The organism is Streptomyces sp. NPDC051214 (assembly GCF_040682375.1).
In the GTDB taxonomy this organism is placed as follows: Bacteria; Actinomycetota; Actinomycetes; order Streptomycetales; family Streptomycetaceae; genus Streptomyces.
The window spans coordinates 64,326-82,739 of record NZ_JBFBAT010000009.1 but is presented as its reverse complement, the minus strand read 5'-3'; the positions used below and the strand labels follow the sequence as shown (position 1 = coordinate 82,739).

14 protein-coding genes and 1 tRNA gene are annotated in these 18,414 nt (G+C 68.5%); 4 read left to right on the top strand and 11 right to left on the bottom strand.

Translation table 11 applies throughout. The features are described 5' to 3' along the window. Window positions 1-35: 35 nt before the first annotated feature. Both AB0M70_RS24040 and pyk read left to right on the top strand, forming a co-directional pair. A complete protein-coding gene (locus tag AB0M70_RS24040) occupies window positions 36-749 on the top strand; it encodes an SIMPL domain-containing protein (protein WP_365822557.1) in 714 nt (237 codons plus the stop codon). A 157-nt stretch (window positions 750-906) separates the two neighbouring features. Continuing rightward, entirely contained in the window at window positions 907-2,343 is a 1,437-nt protein-coding gene (gene pyk, locus AB0M70_RS24035; protein ID WP_365822555.1) for a pyruvate kinase, read from the top strand. Between the two features lie 66 nt (window positions 2,344-2,409). Here the strand turns inward: pyk and AB0M70_RS24030 are convergent, their stop codons facing one another. Beyond that, the gene (locus AB0M70_RS24030) at window positions 2,410-4,314 is read right to left on the bottom strand and encodes an alkyl sulfatase dimerization domain-containing protein (RefSeq protein ID WP_365822553.1); all 1,905 of its coding nucleotides are present in this window, start codon (window positions 4,312-4,314) and stop codon (window positions 2,410-2,412) included. A 237-nt stretch (window positions 4,315-4,551) separates the two neighbouring features. Continuing rightward, window positions 4,552-4,634: transfer RNA gene (locus AB0M70_RS24025), tRNA-Leu, on the bottom strand. 97 nt (window positions 4,635-4,731) lie between these two features. On the opposite strand from AB0M70_RS24025, the gene AB0M70_RS24020 reads away from it, so the two are divergent. Continuing rightward, window positions 4,732-5,388, top strand: a complete 657-nt coding sequence (locus tag AB0M70_RS24020) for a response regulator (protein ID WP_363208152.1) — start codon at window positions 4,732-4,734, stop codon at window positions 5,386-5,388. Between the two features lie 79 nt (window positions 5,389-5,467). Here the strand turns inward: AB0M70_RS24020 and AB0M70_RS24015 are convergent, their stop codons facing one another. The 9 genes from AB0M70_RS24015 to AB0M70_RS23975 all read right to left on the bottom strand — a co-directional run bounded on the left by AB0M70_RS24015 (window position 5,468) and on the right by AB0M70_RS23975 (window position 15,382). Further along, window positions 5,468-6,184 (bottom strand): ABC transporter ATP-binding protein, encoded by a 717-nt coding sequence (locus AB0M70_RS24015; RefSeq protein WP_365822551.1) that lies wholly within the window; start codon window positions 6,182-6,184, stop codon window positions 5,468-5,470. Further along, window positions 6,184-7,050, bottom strand: coding sequence for an ABC transporter ATP-binding protein (locus AB0M70_RS24010; RefSeq protein WP_363208150.1), 867 nt, complete (start codon window positions 7,048-7,050; stop codon window positions 6,184-6,186). The genes AB0M70_RS24015 and AB0M70_RS24010 overlap by 1 nt, the downstream gene beginning before the upstream one ends. Before the next feature lie 3 nt (window positions 7,051-7,053). Then, entirely contained in the window at window positions 7,054-8,898 is a 1,845-nt protein-coding gene (locus AB0M70_RS24005; protein ID WP_365822548.1) for a branched-chain amino acid ABC transporter permease, read from the bottom strand. A 5-nt stretch (window positions 8,899-8,903) separates the two neighbouring features. Beyond that, window positions 8,904-9,833 (bottom strand): branched-chain amino acid ABC transporter permease, encoded by a 930-nt coding sequence (locus tag AB0M70_RS24000; RefSeq protein WP_363208148.1) that lies wholly within the window; start codon window positions 9,831-9,833, stop codon window positions 8,904-8,906. A 152-nt stretch (window positions 9,834-9,985) separates the two neighbouring features. Next, on the bottom strand, window positions 9,986-11,233 hold the full coding sequence (locus AB0M70_RS23995; protein WP_365822545.1) for a branched-chain amino acid ABC transporter substrate-binding protein: 1,248 nt from the start codon (window positions 11,231-11,233) through the stop codon (window positions 9,986-9,988). 255 nt (window positions 11,234-11,488) lie between these two features. Further along, the gene (locus tag AB0M70_RS23990) at window positions 11,489-12,124 is read right to left on the bottom strand and encodes a Tat pathway signal sequence domain protein (protein ID WP_365822543.1); all 636 of its coding nucleotides are present in this window, start codon (window positions 12,122-12,124) and stop codon (window positions 11,489-11,491) included. After that, complete coding sequence (locus tag AB0M70_RS23985; RefSeq protein ID WP_365822541.1) at window positions 12,115-12,489, bottom strand: hypothetical protein; 375 nt, start codon at window positions 12,487-12,489, stop codon at window positions 12,115-12,117. Before AB0M70_RS23985 ends, AB0M70_RS23990 begins: the two co-directional genes overlap by 10 nt. Window positions 12,490-12,583: 94 nt before the next feature. Beyond that, window positions 12,584-13,057: a hotdog fold thioesterase gene (locus tag AB0M70_RS23980; RefSeq protein ID WP_365822539.1), complete on the bottom strand. Its 474-nt coding sequence runs from the start codon at window positions 13,055-13,057 to the stop codon at window positions 12,584-12,586. A 45-nt stretch (window positions 13,058-13,102) separates the two neighbouring features. Continuing rightward, window positions 13,103-15,382: an FdhF/YdeP family oxidoreductase gene (locus AB0M70_RS23975; RefSeq protein WP_365822537.1), complete on the bottom strand. Its 2,280-nt coding sequence runs from the start codon at window positions 15,380-15,382 to the stop codon at window positions 13,103-13,105. Window positions 15,383-15,504: 122 nt separating this feature from the next. On the opposite strand from AB0M70_RS23975, the gene polA reads away from it, so the two are divergent. Then, complete coding sequence (polA, locus tag AB0M70_RS23970; protein ID WP_365822535.1) at window positions 15,505-18,246, top strand: DNA polymerase I; 2,742 nt, start codon at window positions 15,505-15,507, stop codon at window positions 18,244-18,246. The last annotated feature ends 168 nt before the right edge of the window (window positions 18,247-18,414 follow it).

The window sequence follows — 18,414 nt, the reverse complement described above, 5'->3', positions numbered from 1 at the left end:
TGTCCGCCGCCTCCCCCCAGTGCGAGAGTGACCGCATGGACGAGACCACCCCCACCCCGGCCCCCTACGGCACCCCCGGCGCCCCCCGCCTGGCCGTCAAGGGCGAGGCACACCTCGAAGTCGACCCCGAGATCGCCCGCATCGGCATCACCGTCAGCGCACGCGGCACCGACCGCCGCGAGGCCCTGAACGACCTGACACGCCGCAACGCCACCGTCATCGACCTGGTGAAGACGTACGGCGAATCCGTCGAGACCCTGGAGACCGGCGCCTTCTCCATCAGCCCCGAACTGACCAAGCACGGCCGCGGCGAGCGCATCCGCGCCTACCACGGCCGGGTCCACGTCACCGCCGAACTCACCGACTTCACCGCGCTCGGCGAGCTCACCACCCGCCTCGCCGACCTCGAACTGACCCGCGTCGACGGCCCCTACTGGGCGCTGCGCCCCGACTCACCCACCCACCGCCAGGCCCGGCAGCAGGCGGTCAGGGAAGCGGTGCAGCGCGGCAGGGAGTACGCCGAGGCGCTGGGGACCACGCTCGCCGCCCTCGTCGAGCTCGCCGACATCGGCGCCGAGAACGCCCAGCCGTTCGGCTACGGCGGCCCCACGCCCGCCATGCGCACCGTCGCCTACGGAGGCGCCGCCGACATGGTCCAGGAAGCGGCCCCCCTCGACCTCGAACCCCAACGGCAACACGTCTACGCACAAGTCAACGCGCGCTTCACGATGACACCCCCGCGGCTGTAGTCACGGAGTGGCTTTACGTGGCGGGGCGCCCGGTAAATCGCTCATCAGAGCAGCGCCCCGCACAATTCAACACTTGTCAATAACCTTTCACGCAAAGGTTGTTGAGTAGTCATGCCCAGCCAATTCTCTACCGGCCGGTAAGCCCTAGGCTCGAACCATGCGCCGAGCGAAAATCGTCTGCACCCTGGGCCCCGCCACCGACTCGTACGACCAGATCAAGGCACTGGTCGAAGCCGGAATGGACGTCGCCCGCTTCAACCTCAGCCACGGCACCTACGCCGAGCACGAGGAGCGCTACCAGCGCGTACGGAAGGCGTCCGACGAGACGGGCCGCAGCGTCGGCATCCTCGCCGACCTTCAAGGCCCGAAGATCCGCCTCGGCCGCTTCAGCGAAGGACCCGTACTCCTTGAACGGGGCGACGAGTTCACCATCACCGTCGAGGAAGGCGTCGAAGGCGACCGCCAGACCTGCGGCACGACCTACGGCGGCCTCGCCGACGACGTCACCCCCGGCGAACGCATCCTCGTGGACGACGGCAAAGTGACCCTGGAGGTCACCGCGGTCGACGGGCCCCGAGTCACCACCACCGTCGTCGAAGGCGGCATGGTCTCCGACCACAAGGGACTCAACCTCCCCGGCGTCGCCGTCTCCGTCCCCGCCCTCTCCGACAAGGACGAGGCGGACCTGCGCTGGGCCCTGCGTTCGGGATTCGACGTCATCGCCCTGTCCTTCGTCCGCAGCGGCCGCGACATCGAGGACGTGCACCGCATCATGGACGAGGAAGGCCGCCGCCTCCCCGTCATCGCCAAGGTGGAGAAGCCGCAGGCCGTCGAGAACATCGACGACATCGTCGCCGCCTTCGACGCGATCATGGTCGCGCGCGGCGACCTCGGCGTCGAGATGCCCCTCGAACAGGTGCCGATCGTGCAGAAGCGCGCCATCAAGCTCGCCAAGCGGAACGCCAAGCCGGTCATCGTCGCCACCCAGATGCTCGACTCGATGATCGACAACTCCCGCCCCACACGCGCCGAAGCCTCCGACGTCGCCAACGCCGTCATCGACGGCACGGACGCCGTGATGCTCTCCGGCGAGACCAGCGTCGGCAAATACCCCATCGAGACCGTCCGCACGATGGGCCGCATCGTCGAGGCCGCCGAGGAGGACATCCTCGCCAAGGGCCTGCCACCGCTGACCGAACGGAACAAGCCCCGCACCCAGGGCGGCGCCGTGGCCCGCGCCGCCGCCGAGATGGGCGACTTCCTCGGCGCCAAGTGCCTCGTCGCCTTCACGCAGTCCGGCGACACCGTCCGCCGCCTCTCGCGCTACCGCTCCCCGATCCCCCTGCTCGCCTTCACCCCGGACCGGGCCACGCGCTCGCAGCTGAACCTCACCTGGGGCGTCGAGACCTTCCTCGGCCCGCACGTCGAGTCCACCGACGCCATGGTCCGCCAGGTCGACGAACTGCTCCTGAAGTACGGGCGCTGCGAGAAGGGCGACGTGGTCGTCATCACCGCGGGCTCCCCGCCCGGAGTCGCCGGCTCCACCAACCTCGTACGCATCCACCACATCGGCGAGGACGACAGCCCCAAGTAGGCGGACGGTGTACGTGGGACGAGGGGCCGATCCGGGGGGATCGGCCCCTTGCTCGTACGGGCGCGCCTAGGGCGTGACGATGGCGAACCTCGGATCAGGCTTGTCCACCACACCGAGCAGATCCGTGAGCAGCGACGCGTCACCCTCCACCTTGATGTCCCCGAGCCCCTTGCCGCCCAGCATCGCGAGCAACTGAGGCTTGGCCATCGTCAGCGTGACACCCGCCTCCGCGTCCCTCTTCGTGTCGCTGCGATACGTCAACACACCATGCCGCAAGGTCAGATGCCACACCTTGCCCAGCGCAGGCAGACTCCAGTCCATCCGCAGCCTCAGATCCCACGCCTTCGGACCGTTCACCCGGATCGCCACGGAGTCGATCAACTGATCCACGGAGAGCGCCATCAGCATGTCCGCGCTGGCCACCGTCGTGGGGGAGTCCCGTACACCCTCACGCAGCTCCTGCGCACCCGACAGATAGAAGTTCCGCCACACGGCGTTCTCGGAGGCCTGCCCCAACTTCACGTACAGCTTGGCGAGTTCAGCCTTCGCCGTCTTATGCCCCGGGTCCGCGAACACCACATGATTGAGCAGCGTCACGGCGAACCGCAGATCGCCGCTCTTCGCGAACGACCTGGCCTTCGCGACCGTCGCCGTACGACCCCCCATCGCCTTGACGTACCGCTTGGCCTCCTCGACGGGAGGGTGCTCCCACAGGTGGGCCGGATTGCCGTCGAACCACCCCATGTACCGCTGATAAATGCCCTTCACGTTATGGCTCAGCGACCCGTAGTACCCACGATTCGCCCACACGCCGGCGAGCGCGGGCGGCAACTCGATCTCCTCGGCGATCTCCCGCCCCGTCATCCCCGCATTGATCATCCGCAGCGTCTGATCATGCATGTACGCGTACAGGTCCCGCTGCTGCTCAAGCAGCTCCACGATGGTGTCGCCACCCCACGTGGGCCAGTGATGCGAAGCGAACGCGACATCGACGCGCCCATCGAAAAGCACCACAGACTCGCCCAGGTAATGGGCCCACTGCCGGGCGTCCCGCACCTGCGCGCCACGCAACGTGATGATGTTGTGCATCGTGTGCGTCGCGTTCTCCGCCATACAGACGGCACGCAGGTCCGGCAGCACGAAGTTCATCTCGGCAGGGGCCTCGGTCCCCGGCGTCATCTGAAACTCGAACCGCACCCCGTCCACGGTCTCGACCTGACCGGTCTCGGTGATGTCCCTGGTCGGCGGAATCAACCCGATCGACCCCAGGGACACGGTCTGCCCGAGCCCACAACCGATCTGCCCGGCGGGCGACTTGGGCAGCAACGCGCCGTACATGTACCCGGAGCGCCGCTGCATGGCGGTCCCGGCGTAGACGTTCTCCGAGACGGCATGCTCCATAAAACCGTCGGGAGCGAGGATGGGCACATCACCGGCCCCGTCCGGCAGCACACCACGACAACCGCCGAAGTGATCGACGTGGGGATGGGTGTAGATGAGCCCGGTGACCTTCTTGGGGCCGCGGTGCGCGCGATACAGCTTGAGCGCGGCGGCAGCGGTCTCCGCCGAGATCAGCGGATCGATGACGACGACCCCACGGTCACCCTCGATGATCGTCATGTTCGACAGATCAAGCCCACGCACCTGATAAACACGGTCAGTGACCTTGTAGAGCCCCTGCTTCGACACAAGCTGCGACTGCCGCCACAGACTCTTGTGCGCGGTCTTGGGCGCGCCCTTCTCCAGGAAGTCATACGCGTCGGCGTCCCAGACGACCTGCCCCTTGGCGTTCTTAACTACCCCCGGGGTGAGGGCGGCGATGAACCCCTTGTCGGCATCGGCGAAGTCGTCCCCGCCCTTGCTGCTGCCCTCGCGGTCGATCGCGAAGGCGGTCTGAGGATTCATGGCCACGGCCGCCGCGGCGGCACCCGCGGCGGCGGCAACGAAGGTACGCCGGTTCAAGGGAGTCATGCGGCCGAAGATCGCAGCGGGCCCCGGGACGGGGCAAGGGTTTCCGGGGGATTTGGGTCAGCTCCCAGGGAGGGCGGGGGAGGGGAGTGACGCGTCCTATTGCCTGGACGGCGTGCGATGGGTGCGCGGGCCGGTCGCGCGGTTGTACGGCTACTGTCTGTGATGAAGCCGGGGGGCGCGCACCAGAAAAAAAGCGGGCGCCCACGAAATCGTGGGCGCCCGCTTTTTCCTGCGATGTGCCGGGTGCGGGATTCGAACCCGCAAGCCCTTTCAGGCAGAGGTGTTTGAGACCTCCGTGTATACCGTTCCACCAACCCGGCAGGCACTGCCGGAACTATACCGGGTCACCGCCGGACGCTGCAGCTAGGTAGGCTGGCGAGGCAGCAGTACCTGCCCGGCCCGTAACAAGGAGCCCCCGTGACTTCCCCCGAGTCGCCCCAGCCCGTAGCCGATGACGACGACAAGTCGCATGTGCCTCCGCTGACGACCCGTGTCGTCATCGCCGAGGACGAGGCTCTCATTCGGCTCGACCTCAAGGAGATGCTCGAGGAGGAGGGCTACACCGTCGTCGGTGAGGCCGGTGACGGTGCGAAAGCCGTCGAGCTGGCCCGCGAGCACAAGCCGGACCTGGTGATCCTTGACGTGAAGATGCCCGTCATGGACGGCATCTCGGCGGCCGAGAAGATCGCCGAGGAGAGCATCGCCCCGGTGCTCATGTTGACCGCCTTCTCGCAGCGTGACCTCGTCGAGCGGGCCAGGGACGCCGGCGCGATGGCGTACCTCGTGAAGCCCTTCAGCAAGACCGACGTGGTGCCGGCCATCGAGATGGCCGTCTCGCGCTACACGGAGCTCAAGACGCTGGAGAGCGAGGTCGCCGACCTCACCCTGCGTCTGGAGACGCGGAAGCTGGTGGACCGCGCGAAGTCGATCCTGCAGACCGAGTATGGCTTGACCGAGCCCGCCGCCTTCCGCTGGATCCAGAAGACGTCGATGGACCGGCGCCTTTCGATGCAGCAGGTCGCGGAGGCGGTCATCGAGGACGCCGACGAGAAGAAGGCCGCCAAGGGGCAGTAGCCCGCGCGGACGTACGAGGAAGGCCCGCACCCCGAAGCCGGGGTGCGGGCCTTCCTCGTACGTATGCCGGGACGGAGTCCTAGTCCTCGCCCAGGTACGCCTTGCGCACGGACTCGTCGTGCAGCAGGTCGTTCCCCGTTCCGGACAGGACGATCTTGCCGACCTCCATGACGTGACCGTGGTCGGCGAGCGAGAGCGCCGCCTGGGCATTCTGCTCGACGAGGAGAATCGTCGTGCCCTGGGACTTGAGCTCGGCGATCGTCGCCATGATCTTCTGCATCATGATCGGCGAAAGTCCCATGGAGGGTTCGTCGAGCATGAGCAGTTTCGGCTGGGACATCAGGGCGCGCCCCATGGCGAGCATTTGCTGCTCGCCGCCGGAGAGCGTGCCCGCCGCCTGCTTTCTGCGTTCCCCGAGAATGGGGAAGAGGTCGTAGGCGCGCGCGATGTCCTTTTCGATGCCGCCCTTGTCGTTGCGCAGATATGCGCCGAGCCGCAGATTGTTCTCGATCGTCATGCGCGGGAAGATGTGCCGGCCCTCGGGGGAGTGGGCAAGTCCGAGCGAGACGATCTGGTCGGCGCGGTATTTCCGCAGTGCTTTTCCGTTGAATTTGATGGAGCCGCCGACCGGCTTGAGCAGTCCGGACAGCGTGCGCAGCGTGGTGGTCTTGCCTGCGCCGTTGGTGCCGATCAGCGTGACGACCTCGCCGGCCTCGACCTTGAAAGAGATGCCCTTGACGGCCTCGATCTTGCCGTAGGCGACCTTGAGGTCCTCGACTTCGAGCAGTGCGGTCATCAGCTGGTCTCCTCGTTGCCCGTGGCGTCGGCTTCTGTGCTGCCGGGGGCTCCTTCGAAGGGCTCGCCCAGGTAGGCGGCGATGACGCGGTCGTCCTGCTGGACGGTCTCACTGTCGCCCTCGACGAGTTTCTCGCCCTGGACGAGTACGGCCACGCGGTCGCACAGGTTGAAGATGAAGCGCATGTCGTGCTCGATGACGAGGACGGCGATGCCCATGTCCCGGATGGCGAGGACGAGTTCCTCGGTGGCGCGGGTCTCCTGGGGGTTCATGCCGGCGGTCGGCTCATCCAGGAGGAGCAGGCCGGGCTCGCTCGCCAGCGCGCGGGCGATCTCCAGCTTGCGCTGTTCGCCGTAGGGCAGGTTGCGGGAGAGGTGCTCCGCCTTCTCGGCGAGGCCGACGAATTCGAGCAGCTCCATGGCGCGTTCCCTGGACTTGGCCTCCGCCTTGTGGAAGCCCGGCCCGCGCAGGAGGGCCGACCAGAGGCCTTCCTTCGTACGCGTGTGGCGTCCGACGAGGACGTTCTCCAGGACCGTCATGTTCGCGAAGAGACGGATGTTCTGGAAGGTGCGGGCCACGCCGGCCGCGGTGACCTTGAAGGACTTGCTGGGCAGGACCTTGTCCTTGTACCGGACTTCGCCCTCGGTGGGGATGTAGAGGCCGGTGAGGCAGTTGAAGAAGGTCGTCTTGCCCGCGCCGTTGGGTCCGATGAGGCCGACGATCTCGCCGCTGTTGACGGTGAGGTCGACGGAGCGCACGGCGGTGAGGCCGCCGAACCGCATGGTGACGCCTCGGGCGTCCAGGACGGTCTGCCCGGCCGGCGTGGCGGCGGGGCTGTCCTTGCTGGTGGTGGTGTCGGTGGTCATGGCTCAGGCCCCTGTCTTGCTGAGGACTGTGGGTGGCGGCGTGTCGCCGGGTGCCAGGTCGGCCTCGTGGAATTCGAGCTGGCGGCGGCGGTTGGGGATGAGGCCCTCGGGGCGGAAGCGCATGAGGAGTACGAGCGCGAGGCCGAAGGCGAAGAGCTGGTAGTCGCCCAGGAACGAGAGCTTGCTCGGGATGAGGTAGAGCAGTGCCGCGCCGACGAGGGGTCCGCTGATGGTGCCCATGCCGCCGAGGACGACCGCGGCGAGCAGGAACGCCGAGTTGGGCGGGACGGTGTTGGCGAACTGGTACTGCTCGGGGGTGACGGTGTAGGTGACGTGTGCCTGCACCGTGCCCGCGAGTCCGGCGAGCGAGGCGCCGAGGGCGAAGGCGATGAGCTTCACGCGGAAGCCGTTGATGCCCATGGCGAGCGCCGCGGTCTCGTCCTCGCGGATGGCGACCCAGGCGCGCCCGATGCGGGAGTCGCCGCTGCGCCGGAAGACCAGCACGACGACGAGGGTGATGAGCAGCATCAGGAAGAAGTAGTTCGCGAAGCGGCCGATGGTGACGCCGAAGATGGTGTGCTCGATGCCGAAGTCGAAGCCGAGGATCTTCAGGTTCGGGATCGAGGAGATGCCGTTCGAGCCGTTGGTGATGTCCGGGCCGGACGTGCCGTCGGAGTTCATGGCGACGAGCCGGAAGATCTCACCGAAGCCGAGGGTGACGATGGCGAGGTAGTCGCCGCGCAGCCGCAGGGTCGGGGCGCCGATGAGTACGCCGAAGACCAGTGAGGCGCCGGCGCCGACCAGGATGGCGCCCCAGAACGGCAGGTGGACGTCGAAGGGCGAGGAGGGCGATCCGGAGACCATGGATGCCGCGTAGGCGCCGACGCCGAGGAAGGCGACGTATCCGAGGTCGAGGAGGCCCGCGAGGCCGACGACGATGTTCAGGCCGAGGGCGACGGTGGCGAAGATGAGGATGTAGACGCCGATGGTGGCGTACTGGTCGTCGCTCTGGGTGAACGGGAAGGCGGCGGCGGCCACGAAGGCGCCGATGAGCGTGATGTTGCGGTGCCGTGCGGTGTACGTGGAGACCTGGGCGACAAGGCCCGCCTTGGAGAGTGCGGCGAAGCTGAACGCGACGGTGATCAGGAAGCCGATGAAGAGTTCGTCGTACTCGGTGCCGATGCCGTAGGTGAAGACCAGGAGGCCGACGGCGAGGGCGGCGACGATGATCAGGATCTCGAGGTAGCTGGGCAGCTTGCGCGGCGTGGGCGGGGCCTCCGCGGCGAAGGCGCCCTTGAAGATGATCATGCCGTTGCGCAGGCGGTGCTTGAGCTGTTCGCCGCCGCTGTCCTCGGGGTCGACCGCGTAGGTGTGCGGCCGTACGAAGGGCAGGGCGAGGGCGCCGACGAAGGCGGCCAGGGTGGCGATGGCGGCGACCCAGCCGCCGGGGTCCAGGTTGGCGAGGCCGCCGAGCTGATAGCTGATCGAGATGACCGTGTACCAGGTGGTGGCGAAGGCCGCGAGGGCCGCGTACTTCAGCGCGGCGTCGGCGCCGCCGGGGGCCAGCGTGCGGACGCCCTTGACGCCGTAGGAGGCGAGGCCGAAGAGCGTGGTCAGGATGCCGGCGATCAGGACGAGCACCTGGAGGCCGCCGGGGTAGCCGTAGACGGTGAGGTCGCCGGGGAACGCCGCGGTCCAGGTCCATGCCATGAACGTGGAGACGATGGTGAGGATGCCGCCGCAGGTGGCCAGTGCGCGGGCGGGGCCCTCGGGGATGGCGATGAGGCCGGTGGCGGTGTGGTCCTGCTTGGGGCTTGGCGTGTCGGCCGCAGTGGTCTGTGTGGTCATGGTTCTCACGCCCTGTCCGCGACGCGCTCGCCAAGGAGACCTTGTGGCCTGACGAGGAGTACGACGATGAGGAGTACGAAGGCCCAGACGTCGGCCCAGGACTGCCCGCCGAGCTGGCTCATGCCGGGGATGTCGTTCATGTAGGCGGTGGCCATGGCTTCGGCGATGCCGAGGACGAGGCCGCCGATCATCGCGCCGTAGATGTTGCCGATGCCGCCGAGCACGGCCGCGGTGAAGGCCTTGAGGCCCCAGAGGAAGCCCATGCGGAACTGGACCTCGCCGTAGCGGAAGCCGTAGGCGACGGCGGCGATGCCGGCGAAGGCGGCGCCGATCGCGAAGGCCACGACGATGACGCGGTCGGTGTTGACACCCATGAGTTTGGCGGTGTCGGGGTCCTGCGCGGTGGCCTGCATGCCGCGTCCGACGCGGGTCTTCATCACGAAGTAGCCGAGGGCGAACATGCAGATCGGGGCGGTGATCAGCAGGAAGATGTCGCCGGGCTGGATGGTGACGGAGCCCAGGTGGATGGAGTCGCCGGGCATCTCGGGGAAGGTGCGGGACGACTTCGCGTTGGGGTACCAGGCCCAGACGGCCTGCTGCAGCGCGAGCGAGAGGCCGATGGCGGTGATGAGCGGTGCGAGGCGGGGTGCGCCGCGCAGCGGGCGGTAGGCGAAGCGTTCGGCTCCGACCGCTATGAGGGTGGAGACGATGACGGCGCCTATGAGCATGAGCGGCAGGGCGATCCACATGCTGGTGCCGCCGGGCAGCCACAGCCAGACGGTGAGGGCGCCGAACCCGCCGACCATGAAGATCTCGCCGTGGGCGAAGTTGATGAGCTGGACGATGCCGTAGACCATTGTGTAGCCGATGGCGATCAGGCCGTACATGGATCCCAGTAGCAGGCCGTTGACCAGCTGTTGCGGCAGTTCGTGCACCGCAGGTCCTCCGAGTCTTTCGGTGTCGTTCGGCCGGGGGGCGGTGGCGGTGGGCCTCGCCGGACGGACGGCTTAGGTGACGGATGCGACGCCGCGCGGGGCGCTGCAGAGGCAGCGCCCCGCGCGGTGGTGTCGTTGGCTGCGGGGTTGGATCAGCCGGTGAACGTGCCGGACTTGACCGGCTTCCAGCCCTTGGCCGGGTCCTCGGTGGACTTCACCTCGTACACGGTGAGCTGCTTGTTGGTCGCGTCGCCGTACTCGTCGAAGGAGACCTTGCCGGTGACACCGTCGAAGGAGACGTCCTGCATCGCCTCGACGATCTTGGCGCGGGCGTCGTCGGGCAGCTTGCCGTCGTTGTCCTCGACGACCTTCTTGACCGCTTCGATGATCGCCCAGGCCGAGTCGTAGGAGTAGCCGCCGTAGGCCTCGTAGGCCTCCTTGTAGCCGGCCTTCTCGTAGTTCGCGATGAACTCCTTGGCGGACGGCAGCTGCTCGACGGGCTGGCCGATGGAGGTGGCCATGTCGCCCTTGCCCTCCTTGCCGGCGAGCTTGACGAAGTCGGCGCTGTAGATGCCGTCACCGCCGACGAGCGGGATCTTGGCCCCGGCCTTCTTCATCTGCTTGCTGAGCGGGCCGGCCGCGGGGTACTCGCCGCCGTAGTAGACGACGTCCGCGTCCGAGTTCTTGATCTTGGTGGCGACGGCGCCGAAGTCCTTGGTGTCCGGGTTCACGTGCTCGGTGCCGGCGACCTTGCCGCCGAGCTTCTTGAACTCGTCCGTGAAGGTGGCGGCCAGGCCGGCACCGTAGGTCTTCTTGTCGTCGACCACGAAGACCTTCTTCTTCTTCGCGTCGTTGTACAGGTACTGCGCCGCGAACGGCCCCTGGACGGCGTCCGTGGTGGCCGTACGGAAGTAGGCCTTGTACGGACGGACCTTCTTGCCGCCGTTCCAGTCCTGGCCCTGGGTCATGGCCGGGTTGGTGTTGGCGGGGGAGACCTGGACGAGCTTCGCGTCGTCGAAGACCTTCTGCATCGACTCGCCGACGGAGGAGTTCAGGGGGCCGACGGCGCCGAGGATTTCCTTGTTCGCGACGAACTTGGTCGCGTTGGTCTGGCCCGAGGCGGGCTGCCCCTGGTCGTCGGCGGACTCCACCTTGAAGGTGATGCCGTCGACGACCTTCTTCTCGTTGGCCTGCTTGGCGGCGAGCTGCACCGAGTTGCGGATGCCGAGGCCCAGCGCGGACAGGTCGCCGGTCAGCGGCGCGTCGACGCCGATGACCACGGTGGTACCGCCGCCCGCGTCGTCTCCCTTGTCCTTGTCGTCGCGTGAGCCACAGGCGGTGAGGGTGAGTGCCCCCGCGGTGAGTGCAGCGGTGATGGCTATGAGCGAACGTTGACGCACGATCAGTCCTTTCCCCTGGCACGGCCGTCCCCTGTTGGGTGGCCGAGTCGAGCGCAGAACCGAACTGACAGGAATCCGGTGGGCGCGGTGACTGGCCGTGACTCTAAGGGCCGCTTTGTTCCTGGTGGAGTGGTCAGGCCAAAGGTGTGACGCTCTTGTTATGCCACGGAGTATTCCGCGGTGGAACTCAGGGGGTGGTTGGGGTGGAATACGCCGTCTTCGGCGCATCCCGCATGCTGAGAACTTGCAGGACTGTCAGGGTGTTTTACTCATGACATCAGTGTTCGGGGGGCATGCGGCTGTCAGGGCCCGAGAAAGATCTTTCGCGTACCTCTCGCCGAGGATGAAGGCCTGTAACTGCATTGCGCGCACATTACGCAGTGTTACGACCAGGAAAGGGAGTCCGGCATTCCGTTGCACCTTTCCGCATTCGCGAATGTGCATCGTGATTCGTGCCGTACGAGGGCTTCCCGTTTTTACGGTGAATGGGGTATGGGGGGCGACGGTGACCGACAGCGCCGCCGATGGCTGCGTGATCCGTCGGACGGACACCGGAGGTCCCTCGTCCTGGCGCAGGGCGATGGTGAAGCTGAACGTCCGGTCGCCGGTCCGCGGGTGTGTCATGTCGCCCCTGTAGGTCACGGAGACGGTCTGGGACGGGTGGAGCGGTGGCGGGGGCGCGGGAGGGCGCGGGCGGGTCAGGTAGAGGCCGAGACCGGCCGCGGTGACGATCACGGCCGCGGCGAGGGCCAGGACGGTGCGTCGGCGCCGGGTGAAGGGCGATCGGGCCCGGACGGGGGCGGTGGCCGGATCCGTGGCGGTGGCGCCGGCGGCTCGGGTCTCGTAGGTGTCGTCGCCGGGCTCGATGGGGCCGATGGCGTTCACACCCACGGCCCGCCGCTCGGCTGCCCGTGGCGGTAGCGCTCGGCGCAGCGCTCATGTGCCTGACGGGTGATCAACTTCCGTCCGGCGTCGGCTCCTTGGCGCTTACGCTCGGCACGGGCCCGGTCGAGGGTGTCCCGCAGGATCATGTACTGACCGTTGGAGAGGCCCATCGACTGGTAGTCGCCGTAGGTCTCCTTGCCCGAGTCGTAGATCTGCCGCGCCCACTTGGTGATCAGGGCCGTGCAGAGGTCCTCGGGGGAGGTGGTGGCGGGGGAGGGTGCGGGGGTCTCGGCGGACGGTTCGTTCTCGCACCCGGCGGTGGTGAGGAGGGCGGTGAGGGCGAGCGCACAGAGCTGTTTCCGGTGCCTCATGCACCGACGCTAGACCGGGGCCACGCGCCCCGACAATGCGTGGGGCGCGCCTGCCTCGGTCAGGTTCCGTCGGGCGCGCCCGCCCACAACCCCCTTATGCGGCGGAGCCGTTGGGCTGCACGTCGCGCAGCAGGCAGGTCAGCCGCGCGGTGCACACCCGCTTGTCCTGCTCGTCGGTGATGACGATCTCGTACGTCGCCGTGGAGCGGCCCCGGTGCACGGGCGTCGCCACGCCGGTGACCAGGCCCGAACGCGCGCCGCGGTGATGCGTGCAGTTCAGGTCGACGCCGACGGCGAGCTTCTTGCTGCCGCCGTGCAGCATCGAGCCGACCGAGCCGAGGGTCTCGGCGAGGACGGCGGAGGCACCGCCGTGCAGCAGGCCGTACGGCTGGGTGTTGCCCTCGACCGGCATGGTGCCCACGACGCGGTCGGCGGAGGCCTCGACGATCTCGACGCCCATCCTGGTGCCCAGGTCACCCGCGGAGAAGAGGGCGGGCAGGTCCACACCGAGCGCCGCGTACTCGTCGATGACCTCTTGCGGGAACTTCACGCTGTGCTGCTCGCCCATGGGACCCGGCTCCGTTCGTCGTCCTCACCGTCACTGAGCGAACGCTCAGTCGGTCCCCGATTGTTCCAGGCGCACGACGACGGACTTGCTGGCGGGGGTGTTGCTGGTGTCGGCGGTCGCGTCCAGCGGGATCAGCACGTTCGTCTCCGGGTAGTACGCCGCCGCGCAGCCCCGGGCCGTCGGATAGTGCACGATCCTGAAGCCCGGCGCGCGCCGCTCGACGCCGTCCCTCCACTCGCTCACGAGGTCCGCGTACGACCCGTCGGCGAGGTTCAGCTCGCGGGCGTCGTCGGGGTTGACCAGGACGACCCGGCGGCCGTTCTTGATGCCCCGGTAGCGGTCGTCCAGGCCGTAGATCGTGGTGTTGTACTGGTCGTGCGAGCGCAGCGTCTGCAGCAGCAGGCGGCCCTTCGGCAGGGCCGGGAACTCCACCGGCGCCGCGGTGAAGTTCGCCTTGCCGGTGGCCGTGGGAAAGCGGCGCTCGTCACGCGGGGCGTGCGGCAGGGCGAAGCCTGCGGGGTCCGCCACCCGGGCGTTGAAGTCCTCGAAGCCGGGGATCACGCGCGCGATGCGGTCGCGCACCGTGGCGTAGTCCTTCTCGAACTCCTCCCAGGGCGTGGCCGATCCGGGTCCAAGGACGCGGCGGGCGAGGCGGCACACGATGGCCGGCTCGGAGAGCAGATGCGGGCTCGCGGGCTCCAGGCGGCCGCGCGATGCGTGCACCATGCCCATGGAGTCCTCGACGGTCACGAACTGCTCGCCGCTCCCCTGCAGGTCCCGCTCGGTGCGCCCGAGCGTCGGCAGGATCAGGGCGCGCGCGCCCGTGACGGCGTGCGAACGGTTCAGCTTCGTCGACACGTGGACGGTCAGGCGGGCCTTGCGCATCGCCGCCTCCGTCACCTCCGTGTCGGGCGAGGCCGCCACGAAGTTGCCGCCCATCGCGAAGAACACCTTCGCCTTGCCGTCCCGCAGCGCCTCGATCGCGCGGACGACGTCCAGGCCGTGCTCGCGCGGCGGCGCGAAGCCGAACTCCTTCTCCAAAGCGTCGAGGAAGGCCGGCGCGGGCCGCTCGAAGATGCCCATCGTGCGGTCGCCCTGCACGTTCGAGTGCCCGCGCACCGGGCAGACGCCCGCGCCAGGACGGCCGATGTTGCCGCGCAGCAGAAGGAAGTTGACGACCTCGCGGATGGTCGGCACGGCGTGCTTGTGCTGGGTCAGGCCCATCGCCCAGCACACGACCGTGCGCTTCGACGCGAGCACCATGGCGAGGGCTTCCTCGATGTTCTCGCGGGTGAGGCCGGTCGCGGCGAGGGTCTCGTCCCAGTCGGCCGTGCGCGCGGCCTCGGTGAACTCCTCGTACCCATGGGTGTGCTCGCGGACGAACTCCTCGTCGACCGCCCCGTCCGTCTCCAGGATGAGCTTGTTGAGGAGCCGGAACAGGGCCTGGTCGCCACCGAGGCGGATCTGCAGGAAGAGGTCGGTGAGGGCGGTGCCCTTGAGCATGCCCTGCGGGGTCTGCGGGTTCTTGAAGCGCTCCAGGCCGGCCTCGGGCAGCGGATTGACCGTGATGATCTTCGCGCCGTTGTTCTTCGCCTTCTCCAGGGCGGAGAGCATGCGGGGGTGGTTCGTGCCCGGATTCTGCCCCGCGACGATGATCAGATCCGACTTGTAGAGGTCCTCCAGGAGGACGCTGCCCTTGCCGACGCCGATCGTCTCGGTGAGCGCGGAGCCCGACGACTCATGGCACATGTTCGAGCAGTCGGGCAGATTGTTCGTGCCCAGCTCACGGGCGAACAGTTGGTACAGGAACGCCGCTTCGTTGCTGGTGCGGCCCGAGGTGTAGTAGACGGACTCGTCCGGGCTGTCCAGCGCCGCCAGTTCCTCGCCGATGATGTCGAAGGCCCGCTCCCAGGGGACGGGTTCATAGCGCTCGGCGCCCTCCGCCAGATACATCGGGTGGGTGAGGCGGCCCTGCTGACCCAGCCAGTACCCACTGCGGGTGGCGAGGTCGGCCACGGGGTGCGCGGCGAAGAAGTCCGGGGTGACGCGGCGCAGCGTGGCCTCCTCGGCGACCGCCTTCGCGCCGTTCTCGCAGAACTCCGCCGTGTGCCGGTGCTCGGGCTCGGGCCAGGCGCAGCCGGGGCAGTCGAAGCCGTCCTTCTGATTGACCCGGAGCAGCGTCAGCGCCGTGCGGCGCACACCCATCTGCTGCTGGGCCATGCGCAGCGAGTGACCGATGGCGGGAATGCCCGCCGCGGAGTGCTGCACCGGCGCGACCTGCGGCGCGTCCTGGACCGGATCACCCTTGGGCGACTTCCTTGCCATGGTCGGCTCCCCTTCGAGCACGTGCGTGAGCTACGTCTCCGATCCTCCCACGCGCCGCCGGCGGAGCCCCCGCGGGTGAGGGTTGGGCCTGAGTGTCAGTGGGGCGTGGCAGGATCGGGGACGTGGCAGAAAAAGCAGCGAAGAAGAAGTCCGAGACCGCGACGAAGCCGAGTGGCGAGCAGCGTCCGCGCCTGCTCCTCATGGACGGGCACTCCCTGGCCTACCGGGCGTTCTTCGCGCTGCCCGCGGAGAACTTCACGACCGCGACGGGCCAGCCGACGAACGCGATCTACGGCTTCGCGTCGATGCTGGCGAACACCCTGCGCGACGAGGCGCCCACGCACTTCGCGGTCGCCTTCGACGTCTCGCGCAAGACGTGGCGCTCCACGGAGTTCCCCGAGTACAAGGCGAACCGCTCCAAGACCCCGGACGAGTTCAAGGGGCAGGTCGAGCTGATCGGCGAGGTCCTCGACGCGATGAACGCCGTGCGGTTCGCGGTGGACGGCTTCGAGGCGGACGACGTCATCGCCACCCTCGCCACCCAGGCCGAGGCGGCCGGCTTCGACGTCCTGATCGTCACCGGCGACCGCGACTCCTTCCAGCTGATCACCGACCACGTGACCGTGCTGTACCCGACCAAGGGCGTCTCGGAGCTGACGCGCTTCACCCCGGAGAAGGTCGAGGAGAAGTACGGCCTCACGCCCAGCCAGTATCCCGACTTCGCGGCCCTGCGCGGCGACCCGTCCGACAACCTCCCCGGCATCCCCGGGGTGGGCGAGAAGACCGCCGCGAAGTGGATCAACCAGTTCGGTTCCTTCGCGGAGCTCGTCGAGCGCGCAGAAGAGGTCAAGGGCAAGGCCGGACAGAACTTCCGCGACCACCTGGACGCGGTGAAGCTGAACCGCCTCCTCACGGAGATGGTCCGCGACGTCGAGCTCCCCAAGACGGTCGCCGAGCTGGAGCGCGCTCCGTACGACCGCACGGCCCTCGCCATGGTCCTGGACACCCTGGAGATCCGTAACCCCTCGCTGCGCGAGCGCCTCCTGGCCGTCGACCCGGGCGCGCAGGAGGCCGACCAGACCCCGGCCGAGCCCGGCGTGGAACTGGACGGCACGGTGATCGGCGCGGGCGAGCTCGCCCCGTGGCTCGCCGAGCACGGCAACGCGGTCCTCGGCATGGCCACGGTCGACACCTGGCAGCTCGGCACGGGCTCGGTGACCGAGGTCGCCCTCGCCGCGGCCGGCGGGGCGGCGGCCTGGTTCGACCCCTCCCGCCTGGACGAGGCCGACGAGAAGGCCTTCGCCGCCTGGATCGCCGACCCGAAGAAGCCCAAGGTCCTGCACAACGCCAAGGCCACGATGCGGGTCTTCCCCGAGCACGGCTGGTCGGTGGACGGCGTCAGCATGGACACGGCGCTCGCCGCGTACCTGGTCAAGCCCGGCCGCCGCTCCTTCGCCCTGGACGCCCTGTCGCTCGAATATCTGGGCCGGGAGCTGGCGCCCGCCTCGGCGGCCGAGGGCCAGCTCGCCTTCGGCACCGAGGAGGACGACCAGGCCGAGGCGGACGCGCTGATGTCGCAGGCCCGCACGATCCTCGACCTGGGCGCGGCCTTCGGCGAGAAGCTCCCCGAGGTCGGTGCCGGCAATCTCCTCACCGACATCGAACTGCCCACGTCCATCCTCCTCGCCCGCCTGGAGCGGCACGGCATCGCGGCCGACCGCGCCCATCTGGAGGCGATGGAGCAGCAGTTCGCGGGCGCGGTGCAGCAGGCGGTGAAGGAGGCGCACGCGGCGGCGGGCCACGAGTTCAACCTCGGCTCGCCCAAGCAGCTCCAGGAGGTCCTCTTCGGCGAGCTGAACCTCCCCAAGACGAAGAAGACCAAGACCGGTTACACCACGGACGCCGACGCCCTGGCCTGGCTCGCCGCCCAGACGGAGAACGAACTGCCGGTCATCATGCTGCGCCACCGCGAGCAGGCGAAGCTGCGCGTCACGGTCGAGGGCCTGATCAAGTCGATCGCCGCGGACACCCGCATCCACACGACGTTCAACCAGACCGTCGCGGCGACGGGCCGCCTGTCCTCCACCGACCCGAACCTGCAGAACATCCCCGTCCGCACGGACGAGGGCCGGGCGATCCGCCGCGGTTTCGTGGTCGGCGAGGGCTTCGAGTCCCTGATGACGGCGGACTACAGCCAGATCGAACTGCGCGTGATGGCCCACCTCTCCGAGGACGAGGGCCTCCTGGAGGCGTTCGGCTCGGGCGAGGACCTGCACACGACGGTCGCCTCCCAGGTCTTCTCCGTCGAGGGCTCCGCGGTCGACGCCGAGATGCGCCGCAAGATCAAGGCCATGTCGTACGGCTTGGCGTACGGCCTCTCCGCGTTCGGCCTCTCCCAGCAGCTGAACATCGAGGCGGGCGAGGCCCGCGCCCTGATGGACACCTACTTCGAGCGGTTCGGCGGCGTACGCGACTATCTGCGCCGAGCCGTCGACGAGGCCCGCGCGACGGGGTACACGGAGACGATGCTGGGTCGCCGCCGGTATCTCCCCGACCTCAACAGCGACAACCGCCAGCGACGCGAGATGGCCGAGCGGATGGCTCTGAACGCCCCGATCCAGGGCACGGCCGCGGACATCGTCAAGATCGCCATGCTGAACGTGCACCGCGCCCTGACGGAGGCGAAGCTCGACTCCCGGATGCTGCTCCAGGTGCACGACGAAATCGTCCTGGAGATCGCTCCGGGCGAGCGCACCGAGGTGGAGGAGCTCGTCCGCCGCGAGATGGCGGGCGCGGTGTCGCTGCGGGCGCCGCTGGACGTGTCGGTGGGCGTGGGGCCGGACTGGGAGTCGGCCGCGCACTGACCGCGTCCGACACCGACGGTTCGGCCGCGTCCGAACAGGACGCGGCCAACCGGTGAAAATCGGGCACGAACGGGTGTCTGGGCGCCGGAAGTTGTCGTAGTGTCGCCTGCGTCGGCCCGCTGGGGAGCAACACGGGGAGCACAACAGGGCGGGGCGGCGACACACACA